Source organism: Flavobacterium sp. 103 (assembly GCF_003096795.1).
Taxonomy (GTDB): Bacteria; Bacteroidota; Bacteroidia; order Flavobacteriales; family Flavobacteriaceae; genus Flavobacterium.
The window spans coordinates 810,903-827,718 of sequence record NZ_QENX01000001.1 but is presented as its reverse complement, the minus strand read 5'-3'; the positions used below and the strand labels follow the sequence as shown (position 1 = coordinate 827,718).

15 protein-coding genes and 1 pseudogene are annotated in these 16,816 nt (G+C 31.9%); 4 read left to right on the top strand and 12 right to left on the bottom strand.

Going from position 1 to position 16,816, the window contains the following annotated elements; genetic code table 11:
- Nucleotides 1-182: 182 nt before the first annotated feature.
- Nucleotides 183-776: an NAD(P)H-dependent oxidoreductase gene (locus C8C85_RS03370; protein WP_116795826.1), complete on the top strand. Its 594-nt coding sequence runs from the start codon at nucleotides 183-185 to the stop codon at nucleotides 774-776.
- Between the two features lie 89 nt (nucleotides 777-865).
- Nucleotides 866-1,156, top strand: coding sequence for a putative quinol monooxygenase (locus C8C85_RS03365; RefSeq protein WP_116795825.1), 291 nt, complete (start codon nucleotides 866-868; stop codon nucleotides 1,154-1,156).
- Nucleotides 1,157-1,213: 57 nt separating this feature from the next.
- On the opposite strand, the gene lgt is transcribed toward C8C85_RS03365, so the two are convergent.
- The 6 genes and pseudogenes from lgt to C8C85_RS03335 form a co-directional block, all read right to left on the bottom strand.
- Complete coding sequence (gene lgt, locus C8C85_RS03360) at nucleotides 1,214-2,143, bottom strand: prolipoprotein diacylglyceryl transferase (RefSeq protein ID WP_116795824.1); 930 nt, start codon at nucleotides 2,141-2,143, stop codon at nucleotides 1,214-1,216.
- A 189-nt stretch (nucleotides 2,144-2,332) separates the two neighbouring features.
- A complete protein-coding gene (gene yidD / locus C8C85_RS03355; RefSeq protein WP_116795823.1) occupies nucleotides 2,333-2,581 on the bottom strand; it encodes a membrane protein insertion efficiency factor YidD in 249 nt (82 codons plus the stop codon).
- A 49-nt stretch (nucleotides 2,582-2,630) separates the two neighbouring features.
- The gene (gene cysS, locus C8C85_RS03350; protein WP_116795822.1) at nucleotides 2,631-4,109 is read right to left on the bottom strand and encodes a cysteine--tRNA ligase; all 1,479 of its coding nucleotides are present in this window, start codon (nucleotides 4,107-4,109) and stop codon (nucleotides 2,631-2,633) included.
- Nucleotides 4,110-4,149: 40 nt separating this feature from the next.
- Nucleotides 4,150-4,539, bottom strand: a pseudogene (locus tag C8C85_RS03345) (four helix bundle protein).
- A gap of 35 nt (nucleotides 4,540-4,574) precedes the next feature.
- Complete coding sequence (folE, locus tag C8C85_RS03340) at nucleotides 4,575-5,246, bottom strand: GTP cyclohydrolase I FolE (RefSeq protein WP_116795821.1); 672 nt, start codon at nucleotides 5,244-5,246, stop codon at nucleotides 4,575-4,577.
- A 189-nt stretch (nucleotides 5,247-5,435) separates the two neighbouring features.
- Nucleotides 5,436-6,632, bottom strand: a complete 1,197-nt coding sequence (locus tag C8C85_RS03335; protein WP_116795820.1) for a pyridoxal phosphate-dependent aminotransferase — start codon at nucleotides 6,630-6,632, stop codon at nucleotides 5,436-5,438.
- 126 nt (nucleotides 6,633-6,758) lie between these two features.
- On the opposite strand from C8C85_RS03335, the gene C8C85_RS03330 reads away from it, so the two are divergent.
- A complete protein-coding gene (locus C8C85_RS03330) occupies nucleotides 6,759-8,090 on the top strand; it encodes a PDZ domain-containing protein (RefSeq protein WP_116795819.1) in 1,332 nt (443 codons plus the stop codon).
- 39 nt (nucleotides 8,091-8,129) lie between these two features.
- Here C8C85_RS03330 and C8C85_RS03325 read toward each other — a convergent pair whose 3' ends face one another.
- The gene (locus tag C8C85_RS03325) at nucleotides 8,130-8,519 is read right to left on the bottom strand and encodes a DUF1573 domain-containing protein (RefSeq protein WP_116795818.1); all 390 of its coding nucleotides are present in this window, start codon (nucleotides 8,517-8,519) and stop codon (nucleotides 8,130-8,132) included.
- Nucleotides 8,520-8,770: 251 nt separating this feature from the next.
- Here C8C85_RS03325 and C8C85_RS03320 point away from each other — a divergent pair, with 251 nt between their 5' ends.
- On the top strand, nucleotides 8,771-11,404 hold the full coding sequence (locus C8C85_RS03320; protein ID WP_116795817.1) for a valine--tRNA ligase: 2,634 nt from the start codon (nucleotides 8,771-8,773) through the stop codon (nucleotides 11,402-11,404).
- 105 nt (nucleotides 11,405-11,509) lie between these two features.
- Here C8C85_RS03320 and C8C85_RS03315 read toward each other — a convergent pair whose 3' ends face one another.
- From C8C85_RS03315 to C8C85_RS03295, 5 genes are all read right to left on the bottom strand, one after another.
- Complete coding sequence (locus tag C8C85_RS03315) at nucleotides 11,510-13,261, bottom strand: DUF2326 domain-containing protein (RefSeq protein ID WP_116795816.1); 1,752 nt, start codon at nucleotides 13,259-13,261, stop codon at nucleotides 11,510-11,512.
- Nucleotides 13,251-13,502 carry an ABC-three component system middle component 8 gene (locus C8C85_RS03310; protein ID WP_116795815.1) on the bottom strand — a complete coding sequence of 84 codons (252 nt, stop codon included), beginning with the start codon at nucleotides 13,500-13,502 and terminating at the stop codon, nucleotides 13,251-13,253. Before C8C85_RS03310 ends, C8C85_RS03315 begins: the two co-directional genes overlap by 11 nt.
- A gap of 3 nt (nucleotides 13,503-13,505) precedes the next feature.
- Entirely contained in the window at nucleotides 13,506-14,417 is a 912-nt protein-coding gene (locus C8C85_RS03305; RefSeq protein ID WP_116795814.1) for an ABC-three component system protein, read from the bottom strand.
- A gap of 356 nt (nucleotides 14,418-14,773) precedes the next feature.
- Nucleotides 14,774-16,099, bottom strand: a complete 1,326-nt coding sequence (locus tag C8C85_RS03300) for an APC family permease (protein ID WP_116795813.1) — start codon at nucleotides 16,097-16,099, stop codon at nucleotides 14,774-14,776.
- Between the two features lie 147 nt (nucleotides 16,100-16,246).
- On the bottom strand, nucleotides 16,247-16,795 hold the full coding sequence (locus tag C8C85_RS03295; protein ID WP_116795812.1) for a PepSY-associated TM helix domain-containing protein: 549 nt from the start codon (nucleotides 16,793-16,795) through the stop codon (nucleotides 16,247-16,249).
- Nucleotides 16,796-16,816 lie beyond the last annotated feature (21 nt).

The following is a 16,816-nucleotide window of genomic DNA, read 5'->3' as shown; positions in this document are numbered from 1 at the left end:
TTATAATTATGATACAAAGGTATGAATTATGTTATTTTAATAATAATGATAAGGGTTGTAAATTTGCACTATCAAATTAATATAAAACAATATGAAATGAGCGTGACCGTAAATTGGTCGTAAACACCAATGAAGATATGCGAATTACATATGACCAATAAAAAAACAATAAACAAATACATATGAAAAAGATATTTATAATAAATGGGGGACAAAAGTTCGGACATTCAGGTGGAAAGTTTAATCAAACAATAGCAAATGCAACCGCTGATTTTTTTATAAATCACAAAGATTTTGAAGTAAAAAGTACTGATGTAAACGATGAGTATGATCCGGCTCAAGAAGTGGATAAATTTGTTTGGGCCGATGTAATTATTTATCATACGCCGATTTGGTGGTTCCAATTACCACACGCTTTCAAAAAATATATAGACGTAGTATTTACCGAAGGACATAATAATGGCATTTATAAAAGTGACGGGAGGTCTTCTAAAAATCCGGCTATAAATTACGGAACGGGTGGGATGTTACATGGAAAGAAATATATGGTGACCAGTTCATGGAATGCACCGAAAGAGGCTTTTACATTACCAGGTGAATTCTTTGGGGAAACAAGTGTAGACAACGGACCTTTATTTGGATTTCATAGAATGAATGCTTTTACAGGGATGAAACCTTTGGAAAGCTTACATTTTCATGATGTTATGAAAGGGGCTAATGTTGATAGTGATTTAGAAATGTATAGAAATCATTTGACTCAATTATTTTTGAACTAATTATGAAATGAGCATGACTTAAGGTTTGTCTTAAACGCAAATGAAGATATGCGAATTACATATTCCAACATAAACAGTATTAGTTGCATATGAAAATAAATTTGACAGTAATTATCAAAAGTAAATCTGAATATAGAGAAGAATTGAAGGCAATCTTGGTGGATTTAACGAAGAATTCTAAAAAAGAAGCTACCTGTCTTCAATATGATTTGCATCAAAATATAGAAGACCCAAATGTCTTTATTCTTCACGAAGTTTGGAAAAACAATGAAGGGCTTGATTTACATAAAGAACAATTGCATTTCTTGAAATTTAATCAAGTTTCTGAACTTTTTTTAGAAGAAAAAATAACAGTTTATACGACTTCAAGAATTGGGTAGTAAAAAAAATAGCCACTGAATTTTCAGTGGCTATTTTTAAATTAAATAAAATTCAATTTATATTTCATTTGTTTTTTTTGCTGTAATTACAAAATACAATCCAACTATTATAAATGGAATACTCAACCATTGTCCAGTTGATAATATGTTTCCTAAATCGCTTTCAAAGCCGCCTTGGCTCTCTTTTACTGATTCGACTATAATACGTACTGTGAATAAAAGTACTAAAAACAAACCGAATAAAAAGCCTGGTTTTTTTCTGGCATCTGTTTTCCAATAAAGCAAAAACAATGCCGCAAATACAAATATGTAGCAAAAAGCTTCGTATAATTGGGCTGGATGTTTGGCGGGAACTTGTTCTAATAAGTTGGCGTATTGAGGATTGGTGGCAATTGCATTGTAAGCTTCTTTTGGCGTAGGAAGTTGAGTCGCATTGACAGCTTCTCTTGGAGTAAATTGATCTCTCACAAAGCGAATCCCAAAAGAAGAAGTTGTTTCTTTACCGACAATTTCCGAATTGAAAAAATTCCCCAATCTCACAAAAATTGCTCCACTGGCAACTGGAATAACTACTCTGTCTAATATCCATAGTAATGGTTTTTGAAGTACTTTTTTACTAAAGAAATACATCGCAATGATGATAGAAATTGCTGCTCCATGACTGGCTAATCCTTGGTATCCTGTAAATTGAAATTTAGGGCTAAATCGGAAGGGTAAAATGATTTCAGCTAAATTGTTTCTGTAGTATTCCCAATCATAAAAGAAAACGTGTCCCAAACGTGCACCAACTAATGTTGCTAGTACGGTCCAAACAAATAAAGAGTCTAACTTGTCTATGGCAATATTTTCTCTATCAAAAATATGTTTCATGATGTACCATCCCAATCCAAAAGCAATTACAAACATTAAACTGTAAAAGCGAATAATGAAAAAACCTAAATCAATTCCTTCGGAAGGATTCCATACAATGTTTAAAGCGTGTGTCATTTATTTTTTATTTTTTGTGAAAATACTATTTTGATTTATTGATTGTGTTAATTAAAAGGTAAGAAATGAGCTAGAGTATAAATTGGTCGCAAATACTAATGCGGATTTGCGACCCGAGCGATAGCGAATTGGCGAAGCAATTACATATTCCAACATAAACAATATTAGCTACATATGAATTTTTCTTTTTTAGTGAGTGTGACTGCATTTTTTGTCAGGGACTGGATCGTAGCCTTTTCCACCCCAGGGATGACATCTTGAAATTCTTTTTATTCCTAAATATCCTCCATAAAACAATCCGTGAATTTGTAAAGCCTGAATCATATATGTGGAACAAGTCGGTTCAAATCGGCAAGCAGCGGGAGTAAAAGGGGAGATGGCTCCCTGATAAAATCGAACGAGTAAAATAAAAGGATAAACTATTATTTTTGAAAACATTTGAAATATAATTATCTAAATTCTGAATGCCCGGTAATCTGCTGTCTGCCTACTGAATACTAAACGTTGTTCCTTCTTTCCCGTCTTTCAATTGAATACCCAAAGCGATTAATTGATCACGAATTTGATCTGACAATGCAAAATCTTTATTGTCTCTTGCCTGTTTACGCATACCGATAAGCATATTTACGACACCTTCTAATTTATCAGTATTCCCATTGGTTTTTTCTTCTTCCAATCCCAAAACATTAAATACAAAAGCTTGCATTGTTGTTGTGAACGATTTTAAATCCGCAGCATTTAAAGTCTCTTTTTCTTCTTTTAATAAATTAACAAAACGAACGCCTTCGAATAATTGTGCAATAAGAATTGGCGTGTTGAAATCGTCATTCATCGCGTCATAACAGAATTGTTTCCAACTGGCAATATCTATAGAACTGGTGGCACTTGCAGAAATTCCTTTTAAAGATTCCATTGCTTCCATCAATCTTTTATATCCTTTTTCGGCTGCAATAATGGCTTCGTCAGAGAAGTCAAGTATGCTTCTATAGTGCGCCTGCAACATGAAAAAACGTGCTACCGATGCCGAAAAAGCTTTGCTTAAAAAAGCATTATCTCCAGTTAAAATCTCTCCAGGTAAAATATTGTTTCCAGTAGATTTGGCCATTTTTTTACCATTCAAAGTAAGCATATTGGCATGCATCCAGTAATTTACGGGAGTATGTCCAGTACAAGCTTCATTTTGTGCAATTTCACATTCATGGTGCGGGAATTTCAAATCCATTCCGCCACCGTGAATATCAAAATGATTGCCCAAATATTTGGTACTCATTGCAGTACATTCTAGGTGCCAACCCGGAAAACCATCGCTCCAAGGTGAAGGCCAGCGCATAATATGTTGTGGTTCGGCTTTTTTCCAAAGCGCAAAATCCTGTGGGTTTCTTTTGTCCGATTGTCCGTCAAGATCGCGGGTATTGGCCAACATATCTTCAATATTACGACCGCTTAATATGCCGTAATGATTGGTTTCGTTGAATTTAACAACATCAAAATAAACCGAGCCATTGGCTTCGTAACCAATTCCTTTATTAATAATGGTTTTTATAATTTCGATTTGCTCAATAATATGTCCCGTTGCTGTTGGTTCAATACTAGGAGGCAAAAAGTTAAAAGCATTTAAAATATCATGAAAATCCACAGTATATCGCTGTACAACTTCCATAGGTTCGAGTTGTTCCAAACGTGCCTTTTTGGCAATTTTATCTTCACCTTCATCTACATCGTCCACAATATGGCCAACATCCGTAATGTTACGAACATAGCGCACTTTATAATCCAAATGCAATAAGTATCTAAAGATTACGTCAAAAGACATAAAAGTTCTCACATTTCCAAGATGTACATTGCTGTAAACCGTCGGTCCACATACATACATCCCTACATTTCCTTCGTTGATTGGCGTAAATGTTTCTTTTTCTCCCGAAAGAGAATTGTATATTTTTAAGGTCTGACTTTTATATAAGGACATTTTGGTTTATTGTTTGTTGTTTATTGTTATGCGAAAATTGTTATTTGAATTTTAGGCCTTTGATTTCACAATTGTTTAAATAGTTCATCATAGAACCAATCTTGTTCTTTTCTAATTCAACCATTTCATGTAATTTCTAATGTTGTTCTTCAGAAATCAATTTTTTATCAAAAGCTCGATAAGATTATGATTTTACTTCTCCAGCAGAACCTTTTGCAATGCTTAAAAAGTGAATAAATTCTTTGTTGCCATTTCGTTCAAAGCCCTCAGCAATATTATCCATGATGGATCCTGAACTGCGGTCAATTAGATCTTTTAAAGAATAGTTTGTCTTTAGATTTGTGTTTTATATTAGGTATTCAATGTTTTGGCAGATTTCTCTAGCCAATCTCCATATTTCTAAATCTTCGAATTTTAGTATTTTCCCCATAACAACTAACTATAAACCAAAAACAATAAACTTTTTTAGAATTTAGTGTCTAATTTGATATAGTCCAAAAACTCTCTTTTTGTTTGTGGGTCTTTGAATTTCCCGCCAAATTCAGAAGTTACCGTACTACTTTCGATATCTTTGATTCCTCTTGAATTCACGCAAAGGTGTTTAGCGTCAATTACACAAGCTACATCTTCTGTACCAAGGGCTTGTTGGAGTTCTTGAACAATTTGCATCGTTAAGCGTTCTTGTACTTGAGGTCTTTTGGCGTAATGTTCTACAATACGATTCATTTTCGAAAGACCAATTACTCTTCCGCTGGAAATATAAGCAACGTGTGCTCTTCCAATGATAGGCAATAAATGGTGTTCACAAGTGGAGTAGAGTGTAATGTTTTTTTCAACTAACATTTCTCCGTATTTGTAATTGTTTTCAAAAGTGGAAGCTTTTGGTTTTTTGTCAGGATTTAATCCACCAAATATTTCTTTTACAAACATTTTGGCTACACGATTGGGTGTTCCTTTCATGCTGTCATCTGTCAAATCCATTCCCAATGTCAATAGAATGTTTTCAACATCTTTTTTTATTTTTTCAATCTTTTCTTCATCTGTAATGGCAAAGGCATCCTCTCTTACTGGATTTTTGGCATTGGTACTAATATGATTGTTTCCTATTTCGTCTTGAAATTCTTCGTTGTTTATCATTAAAAGGTACTATTATTATGAGTGTCTATTTTTAAGGGGTAAAGATAATTAATAAAAAGGAAACATTTTCTATCGTTTCGGGTTTTAATTATAGCAAAAATTGATGAAAAGATTGATTAATTCGATATTAAAGCAAAAAAGGCAATACCATTTGAATGCTATTGCCTTTTTGAAATTATAAGGTAATTTTTATTTTTTATTGTAAACCGTAATTGCTTCTTTCAAAATTCGAACTGCACTGATTAAATCTTCTTTTTTCAAAACATAAGCAATACGTACTTGGTTTAAACCTACACCCGGAGTCGAATAGAATCCTGCAGCGGGAGCTATCATTACTGTTTCACCATTTAATTCATATTTTTCTAAAAGCCATTGCGCAAAATCATCGGCATTATCAATAGGCAATTGAGCGATACAATAAAAAGCTGCTTTTGGAGTCTTTACGATTACGCCTTCAATTTTGTTCAATTCGCTAATTAAAATATCTCTTCGTTCTTTGTATTCAACTATTACTTCGTCAAAATAACTTTGAGGGGTGTCAATTGCAGCTTCGCAAGCAATTTGCTCGATTGTTGGAGGACATAAACGAGCTTGTGCAAATTTCATTGCGGCAGCAATAACTTCTCTGTTTTTAGTTACCATACAACCAATTCGTGCGCCACACATACTGTATCTTTTAGAAACCGAATCAATCATGATTACATTTTGTTCGATTCCCTGTAGGTTCATCACAGAAAAGTGTTTGTCTCTTTCGTCATATATAAATTCACGATATACTTCGTCCGCAATTAAAAACAAATCATGCTTTTTGACCAATTCTCCCAGTTGATTAATTTCAGATTCTGAATATAAATAGCCTGTTGGATTATTTGGGTTACAAATTAAGATCGCTTTTGTTTTTGGCGTAATTGCTTTTTCAAATTCTTCAATTGTTGGCAGTGTAAAACCACTTTCAATATTAGAAATTACAGGTACCACTTTTGCACTTGATTCTTCCGAAAAAGCACTATAATTAGCATAAAAAGGTTCAGGAATAATGACTTCATCCCCTGGATCCATAATACTTCCAAGAGCAAACAAAAGTGCTTCAGAACCTCCAGTAGTTATCATTATATCTTCATAGTCTACTTTTACATCTTGTTTGGTGTAAAATTGGGCTAGTTTTTTTCGGTAACTTTCATATCCCGCAGAAGGCCCATATTCGATGATAGTTAAATCAATGTTTTTTATCGCTTTGATGGCAATTTCGGGGCTTTTTATATCGGGTTGTCCAATGTTTAAATGATAAACCTTACGCCCCTGTTTTTTAGCTATGTCTGCATAAGGAGCCAATTTTCGGATTGGCGATTCCGGCATTCTTCGACCTCTGATTGAAATTTCAGGCATGATTGTAAAATTTGAGGTGCAAATTTGCAATTTATTTTTCAAAATCACTGTAAACAATGTATCTATTTTGTTGTTTTTTGCCCATTATTATTGTATAATTGGGTAATAATATAGAAATATAACTAAATGAAAAAAAAATGTATATTTTTTCTTTTATTAATAGCAATAATGCCTGTTTTTGCCCAGGATGGTTTTGTATTTGACAAAGGAATTGAAAAAGTTACTGTGCCGTTGGTTTTAATCAATAATTTGGTTTTTATTCCGATAAAAGTAAATGGAGTAGAGTTGAATTTTCTTTTGGATACCGGTGTTGAGGAAACTATTCTTTTTAGTTTAGAAGATAATCCAGATGTCAATTTTTATAATTCCGAAAAAATAACCTTGAGAGGTTTGGGTAGCGAAGAGGCAATCGAAGGTTTGAAAACCACTAACAATATTTTGGAATTAAATGGTTTGACATCCCATCATCAGCTTATTTATGTTATTTTGGATCAGAGTTTCAATCTGTCTTCCCAAATTGGGATTCCTGTAAATGGTATTATTGGCTACCAATTCTTTAAAGATAATTTGGTTCGTTTAGATTACGCCAGTAAAAAGGTAATTATTTATAAAAATGACGATGAAAAAAGAAAAAAATTTGAAAAAAAATTTAGCACAATTCCAATTACAATTGAGAAATTCAAACCTTATTTGAAGGGTAATGTTGTTATGGATAAAGGTGGTGTGGATGTGAAATTATTAGTTGATATAGGAAACAGTGATTCGATCTGGCTTTTTCAAAATTTATCGGAACTAATTAAAGTGCCTACTAAGAATTTTGAAGATTTTTTAGGCAAAGGTTTTAGTGGTGATATAGAGGGGAAAAGAGCTCGAATTCCTGAGTTTTCATTTGAGAAATATGACTTTAAATCTCCGATTGTTGCATTTCCAGATTCCAGTTCCATAAAAAGTGTTAGGATGGTTCGAGATCGAGTTGGGTCTGTTGGTGGCGAAATTTTAAAGCGTTTTTCGGTGATTTTTGATTATAAAAATGAAAGACTGTATTTGAAGAAAAATTCCAATTTCAATGAGCCATTTACCTATAATAAGAGTGGTATTGAAATAAAACATAATGGTTTGCAATGGGTGCAAGAAACTGTAAAGTTGGAAACGGTTCCTCTGTCAGGAGGTGTTACGTTTGATAGTAGCGGAAAGAATATAACCAATGATTTTAAATATAAGTTTCAACTCAAACCAATTTACGAGATTGCCAATATTCGAAAAAAATCACCGGCAGCAAATTCTGGTTTGCAAGTAGGAGATGTTATTATTTCTGTTAACAAATCACCTGCGTATCGATATTCATTACAAAAACTGAACGAAATGTTTAAATCGGAAGAAGATAAATGGATTTATTTGGAAGTAGAACGAAACAATCAAATATTAAAATTTGCCTTCCAACTGCAGGATATTTTATAAAAAAAAGCTCTTTTTTAAAGCGCTTTTGATGAAATTATTTTAGTTCGTGAGTATTTCTCCTTTGATTTTTAATGGTACTCGACCTTCTTCGTAATTTACCGCATTAGTCTCTAAAGTAATGGTTTTGCGTATTGGACCAGGAACCATATTGTATTTTATGTCAATTCGGTCTGATTTTCCTGGAGCAATTGCTTGGCCAGGTTTGTACAATATCGTGCAGCTTGCGGTAGATTGAATTCCAGTTATGTTTAACGGTGCATCACCTGTATTAGTAAATGTAAAACTTCGAACACCATTGTCACTTGATTTGTACACTTTTCCATAGTCAACAGTATTTTCTGCCTGAAGAATGTTGATTTTTGGACCACTTTGTGCAAAACCAATGCTACTTAAAAATAGCAATACGATAAAAGCTGTAATATTTTTCATTTCCTTATGTTTTTTTAGTAGGTATAGTAAATATAGTATGTTTTAATTAATGCACAATTTTTTATTTCCCTTTTTATACTGTGCTTAATTATTTACTTTTGTGCTTTATATCAGTATCAAAAATCAAACCAAAGTAGAAAGGTTTACTCGTTTAACTGTTGAATCGTTTGTTTAATTCAGATAAACGAGCAACAAACAAATCAACGAATAAACGATTAAACGAATAAACAATCCAACGAATCCACAATAAAATGACAATTCCCGCACAATTTGACGCTAAAACTATCGAGAATAAATGGTATGCGTATTGGATGAAAAATAATTATTTTCATTCGGAGCCAGACCATAGAACGCCTTATTCCATTGTAATTCCACCACCCAATGTAACTGGAGTGTTGCACATGGGGCACATGCTCAACAATACAATTCAGGATGTATTGATTCGAAGAGCACGTTTAAAAGGTTTCAACGCTTGTTGGGTTCCAGGAACGGATCATGCTTCTATTGCTACAGAAGCGAAGGTAGTTGCTAAATTGAAAGCGGAAGGAATTAATAAAAATGACTTAACCCGCGAAGAGTTCTTGAAACATGCTTGGGAGTGGACTGACAAATATGGTGGGGTTATTCTTGACCAGTTAAAACAATTAGGTTGTTCTTGTGATTGGGAACGCACCAAGTTTACTATGGATCCGGATATGTCTGCCTCTGTAATTAAATCTTTTGTGGATTTATACAACAAAGGTTTGATTTATCGTGGATACCGAATGGTGAATTGGGATCCTGAAGCTAAAACTACTTTGTCTGACGAAGAAGTTATTTATGAAGAACAACAAGGGAAACTATATTTCCTAAAATATAAAATTGAAGGAAGCGAAGATTTCTTGACAGTTGCAACTACACGTCCAGAAACTATTTTTGGGGATACAGCTATTTGTATCAATCCAAATGACGAGCGTTTTGCTCATTTGAAAGGAAAAAAAGCGATTGTTCCTATTTGTGGCAGAGTGATTCCGATTATCGAAGATGAATATGTAGATGTTGAGTTTGGAACGGGTTGTTTGAAAGTTACTCCGGCTCACGATATGAATGATAAAACGTTAGGAGAGAAACACAACTTGGAAATTATTGATATTTTCAATGATGATGCTACGCTAAATAGTTTTGGATTGCATTATCAAGGGAAAGATCGTTTTGTTGTTCGTTCCGAAATTGTAAAAGAATTAGAATCGAATGGTGATTTGGCTAAAACTGAAACACATCTTAATAAAGTAGGAACTTCTGAAAGAACCAAAGCGGTGATTGAACCTCGTTTGTCTGACCAATGGTTCTTGAAAATGGAAGATTTGGTAAAACCAGCAATCAAATCTGTTTTAGAAGATGGCGACATTAAATTACACCCAAAGCGTTTTGATAACACTTACGCACATTGGTTAAACAATATTCGTGATTGGAACATTTCTCGTCAATTGTGGTGGGGACAACAAATTCCAGCTTATTATTATGGAGACGGAAAAGAAGATTTTGTAGTTGCTGAAAACATTGAAGAAGCTTTAGTTTTGGCTAAAGAAAGAACCAATAACCAACAACTTACGACCAACGACCTTAAACAAGATGTTGATGCACTTGATACTTGGTTTTCTTCTTGGTTGTGGCCAATGTCGGTTTTTGGTGGAATTATGGATCCGGAAAGTGAGGATTTTAAATACTATTATCCAACCAATGATTTAGTAACCGGTCCAGATATTTTGTTTTTCTGGGTTGCGAGAATGATTATTGCAGGTTATGAATATACAGGAAAAAAACCTTTTACCAATGTGTATTTAACGGGATTGGTTCGTGATAAACAACGTCGTAAAATGTCTAAATCTTTGGGGAATTCACCTGAACCTTTAGAATTAATTGAAAAATTTGGTGCCGATGGAGTTCGTGTAGGATTGCTTTTGAGTGCTTCTGCGGGTAACGATATTATGTTTGACGAAGAATTATGCAATCAAGGAAAAGCATTTTCTAATAAAATATGGAATGCTTTCAAATTGATAAAAGGTTGGGAAGTATCTGACGCGATTCCACAGCCTGAATCTTCCAAAGTAGCAATCGAGTGGTATGAAGCCAAATTGCAACAAACGCTTTTGGAAATCGAGGATAACTTTGGGAAATACAGAATCTCCGATGCTTTGATGGGAATTTACAAATTGGTTTGGGATGATTTCTGTTCTTGGTTCTTGGAAATGATCAAACCAGCCTACCAGCAGCCAATTGACAGCGTAACTTTTGCGAAAGCGATAGAAATGTTAGAAAATAACATGAAATTATTGCATCCATTTATGCCTTTCTTGACAGAGGAAATTTGGCAAATATTAGCAGAAAGAACTGCCGAGGAGGCATTAATTGTTTCGACTTGGCCAGAAATGAAACCTTTTAATGCGCAGTTAATTGCTGATTTTGAAAGCACAATCGATGTGATTTCTGGAATTAGAACAATTCGTAAAGACAAGAACATTCCGTTCAAAGATACTATTGAATTGAAAGTGGTAAACAATGATAAAGCTTCTACTTATTTTGATTCGGTTGTGACCAAATTAGGAAACATCACTTCATTAGAATATGTTTCGGATAAAGTGGATGGAGCGTTGTCATTTAGAGTGAAATCGAATGAATATTTTATTCCAATCACTGGAAATATAAATGTTGAGGAAGAAATCGCGAAACTTACCGCTGAGTTGGTGTATACGCAAGGATTCTTGAAATCGGTTCAAAGCAAACTTTCGAATGAGAAATTTGTGAACGGTGCTCCAGAAAAAGTTTTGGCAAATGAACGACAAAAAGAGGCTGATGCACTTTCTAAAATTGCTACGATTGAGCAGAGTTTGGCTGGTTTGAAATAACAATCAGACTTTGATAAAAATATAAAACCCGACAGATTTTTGAAATTTGTCGGGTTTGTTTTTTTTGTTTAATTTGAGAAGAGATTTTAAAAATGCGTGATTGATTTAAAAACTATTTAAAAATAATTTACCATTATTATCTTTGTCATTTAATCTTAGGCAAATATCATTGTCTTCAATTAAATCAGGCATATCTTTGGGTAAATCTGAATCAATTAAAGTGACAATATATTGTAAATCGTATTTTTTGCAAAACTCTTTTACGAGTTTGATATATCTAATTTTTATTCTATCATCAAGACCTTCTAATACGCCATCGTGATATACAAATTTATAAAATGATTTATCTGAAAAATTAACTAACAGTGACAAGTCAAATGCTACACAGAGTAATTTTTTATAAGTTGTACCTTGTGATTCAGAAGTTTTTAATAAATCTATTTTGTTTTGATAATCAGCATTAAACTCAACATTTCCTTGATTGTTTAATTTTAAAGAAATCAAAGCATTAGTATCTATTATTTCCTTTATTATTGAATTGAATATTTTATTAATATTTGAATGCTTTCTTTCAGAAAGAGCTTCTTTTAATATTAAAATATAATTTGTAATTGATTCTTTCTTTTCTGTAATATCATTTTCTATAATTAAAGAACTATCAATTGCTTTAATTTTATCTTTGATTCGTTCAACCTCAACTTCTAATGCAATTACTTTTTTCTGATATTCCTTAAACTTGTAATAACTATCCTTTTGAGTTAATAACGATAATAAATCTCCTTTTTGATATTCAATTTCTTTAATGTTTAAGTTTAAATCTGAGTATTCAGTTTTTAATTCAGTGAGGGTTTCCAGAAGATATTTTTTACGCTCAATGGTTAATGATTTTTGAAAATTAATTAAATCATTATATTCTTTTTTTAGTTGTTGAGGATAATATAAATTTACTTCTTCAAACAAATTATTAATTGCTTTGTGATCAACATCATCATTTATATCAGAAAGTGATGATTCTATTTTATTGATTTCATAAGAAATTCTATATCTGTCAGTATTAAATGCTTGAAGCTTTACATCTATTTCTTCAACAAGTTCCTTGTTTGTTTGAATGTCTTCTTTGAAAAAATTGAATTTATCTATTTGATTTTTAATTTCAGAAAGTTCATTTTTTTTAATTTCCAAAAGTCCTTCAAGTCTATCCTTTTCGGAAGTGTCTATTTGCGCTTCTAATTTTAGAGTCTGTACTTTTTTCTTTAAAACATCAATTTCTTCTTCAACTTCTAATTTTTCTAAAATTAGTTTTCCATTAAACCCAAGTAAATCAAAAACAAAAGGTTTCCAGTCTTTATGTTTGCCTTTAAATTTATTTAACTTAAAAACATCTAAATAATCTTGTTGACTTCTTAAAAAGTAGGTTATTGATTTTCTATAATCCCAATTAAGTAAGATATTAAAGTCTAAGTATTCATTTAATCTTGCTTTTGCTTTTTTTAATGTTAGTTCTTCGTCCCAATCAATGTCTAATCTGAAATCATCTAGTTTTGAATAGTTTATTTTAAAAGATATTTTAGTAGGTGTGTTTATGGTACGTTTTATTATCAAATATTTACCATCATTTAATTTTAATTCTCCATAAAATTCTTGTCCGGTAAAAATATTATTTCCAAGTAATTTATCAGTGTTTTTGTCAAAACTTGATAACAGTAAAAAATCAATGACTCTTATTAAAGAAGTCTTTCCTAAATTATGGGTGTCTTCTTTTTTGTCACTTTCTATGAATGCAACAATTGCATTGAATTTTTCATTAAATTCAATGTTTTTGAAATTTTTATTAGAATAAATTTTACTAATCTTCATTTTCGTTGCCTAATAGTTTAACAGCATCAATATTTTTTAAATATTCAACTTTACCAATTGAAAATAAAAAAGTTAAGGCGAAATCAACATTGTTTTTTGACTTAACTCCAATATCTTGAATTAACATTTCTTTTAAATCATCATATTTAATTATAGTTTCTTTTGTTAGAAACGATAATATCTTTCCCGCAATATATATGACAGAAAATTTAATGTGAGTATGTTTTGTTGGTTTTAGCATAGATTATTCATTAATACCAATATCGCAATTATAATACATATAATGAAGAAAAAGGCGAACCAAACTGCGTTTGCTTTTTAATTCAGGGTTGCTCTCAATTATGAACTTGTATAAATAGTTAAAAATTAGATCGAATTTGTCAAATTCATCTCTGTGAACTATAATTTCCTCATTAATATCATCAATTGTATTTTCATATTTATTTAAAAATTCATCATTAATTGGATCCATTAAAAAATCTCTGATTTGATCTAAATAAATTAAATTCTTTTTAATGACATTGCTAAAGTACTCATTACTCAAATTATTTAATTCATTTTTCTTTTCAATATCTCTTTTGGGAATTTTTGATAAATCCCCTTTTTTCTTATCTATTTTACTGAAAGAATTAATTATTTCTTTCAAATCATTTTCATCAAAACTAAGAGGCAATAAAAGTTTATTTAGATTTAAAGCTTTTGCGATAGATGGGTATTTTTTTAGCCAAAGCTCAATTGTTTCTAATCCAATTAATCTATTCTCTATTCCAGTTTTTTCTTCAAAAACATCTTCAATTTTTGCATCTTGAATACCTGAAAGCTTTCTGTTTGTAAACAGTAAATAATATTCAATCTTTTTATCAGTTTTTAGTTTATTTATTGCTGGTATTACACTGTTTTTTAAAATTGTTTGAAAAGGACTGTCAGAGCAACTGGCATTTATTTTATCCGTATGTTTAGCTTGTATAACAATTTTGCCATCCCAAGGTTTAGATTTACTCGGAAAATTATTTGCTTTCCCATAAAATTTAGCATCTCTTCCTCCATCTTTTCCATCAGTAAAAATAACAGTACCTATTCCTAAAATCTCACTACATATTAGTGCTACAAGGTTTTCAAATTCAGTATCTGTTAAGTTCTCTAATGGGTATTTCATATTGTTTACAAAGGTATTAAATATAATGCGTCACAACTAATTAATAACTACTATGCATCTTTTTGTTGGTGTCTAATTATAAAGGTTTGTTATTTTATGTGGCTAATATATAAAATAAATAGTACAAATGAATAAAGCTTTAAAATTGAATTGAAAACTGAAAAATCCTTGTTAGTTAAGATTTTCTGAATACTAAATAAGACTGTGTTTTTTATAAAACGAAAATTAAAAAGAAGTCGGTGTTTTGGCTGCAATTGAGCAAAGTTTGGCATGTTTGAAATAACAATCAGAGTCTTTTATATAAAACTAAAAATCCCAATACTGAAATTATTCAGGATTGGGATTTTTTAGTTTTGCTATTTATTCTTTTTATTTCTGTGATCTAGTACTAAAAATAATGGATAGGAAATTAGCGTAATGATCAATATGATTGCAAAATTTTTAGTGTCACTATAAATGAAACCAATCAATAGCCCGGATGTTGCGATAATAGCAATTAGCGTTGACCAAGGATACCACCAAGAACGATAGGGCCTGAGTAAATTGGGCTCTTTAGATCTTAATTTTATCAGCGAGCAATAAGCTAATCCCCAAACAATAACAGACATGAAGGTTCCAAATGAAAATAATACCTCAAATGAACCTATGCTAATCAATAGTAAACTAAATAGAGAAGAAATTAAGAGTGTTACTATTGGAGTGCCGCCTTTATTGATAGTTGTTCCTTTTTGAAATAAAAAGCCATCTCGGCTCAGTCCATACAATATTCTTGCAGGAATCATCATATAGGCATTTAGAATACTAATCAAAGATAATATGGCGATTACGGTTACTATAATGGCTCCATTATTTCCAAAAACTACTTTGGATACATCAGCCGCCGCCAAATGGGAATTTGCCAATGCAGCAACGGGTAAGACGTGGAAAAAAGCAATGTTGATTAATACATAAATTAATATCACGAGTATGGCTCCAGTATATAATGATTTGGGAATGTTTTTGCTTGGGTTTTTATCTTCTTCGGCAAAAAAACAAACAGAATACCAACCGTCATAAGTACCAATGATGAGTTGTAGTGATTTGAAAAAGCCAAACAAAATCCCTATTTCAAAAAAAGAACTGTTTTTTTCGATGGGATTTAATTTTACTCCCGAATACATAAAGCAAGCCACAATTAATGCCACAAAACAAATAACTTTAATTAAACTGGTTATTTGCTGAATCAGGCTCCCGTTTTTTACCCCACTGATATGTATAAACACAAACCCAATTAAAAAGGCAATAGCAATGACTGTTGAGTAACTTTCCAAATTTGGAAATAAAATAACAATATATTCGCTAATAACGATGCAGTAAAAAGCAGGTGGAACCACATTGGTTATATAATCAAACCATCCTGATATAAAACCTGCATACTCTCCAAAAGCTCTTTTGATGTAGTTGTAGGAACCACCAGCTTTTGGTAACATTGTTGCTAATTCGGCATAGGAATTGGCGCCAATTAGAATATATAATCCTCCAAAAATCCAACAGATAATTATAAGCCAATAATCATTCAACATTCCTGCAATAGCGCCAGGAGTACGAAGAATACCAACACCAATTGTACCTCCAATTAAAACAGCAATATTAAAACTTAACCCTAGACTTTTTTTTAATTGGTTCTTCTTGGTTTCTGTCATGCTTTTATCGTTAAGTTTAGGAATCGATTAGTTATAATTAATTTTGGGAATACTATCAAATATAGTTAAAATACACTTCCTTTTACAAAACAAAAAACCTCGTTTATTGCTAAACGAGGTTTGTAAGTTTGTTGTAAATGGAATTTTTTATCCAAACAAAATCAGGAATAGCAAAGGGAACACAACTCCCGCAACAGCAAGTTTCCATCCTCTATTTTTCCAACTGAATTTCCCTGCCTTAATCATAATAGTTCCTGTTAAGGCGATGGTGATTAAACTCAAAGCAAAAATATCAGAATAGTAAATCCAAAAATCGGAAGTATTTTTGTGTAATTTCATTGCTTGACTGATGATTGGGGTTTTGATAAAAGAAACAATTTCACCTTTACCCGTTTCCATATCAATTTCTACATCGTGATTCTCAAATGATATTTTGAAGGTTCCTTTTTTGGTCATTTGACGTCTGAATTTATCGTCGATTCCTAGTTTTTTACCTAGATCTTCGGCAAAGTCGTCGTTGATTTCACTTTCAGCCGGGAGTTTTACTTCAATGGCTTTGGTCTCGGTACTGTATTTTTCTGGATGCCAAGATTCTCTGTGATTCATCATTAAACCTGAAAAGGCGAAGGATACAATAAGACCAATATAAAAATAGCCTAAATCACGGTGTAAGTTTCTGAAATTAATTTTCTTCATAAGAATTCAAAATTTGTTTTT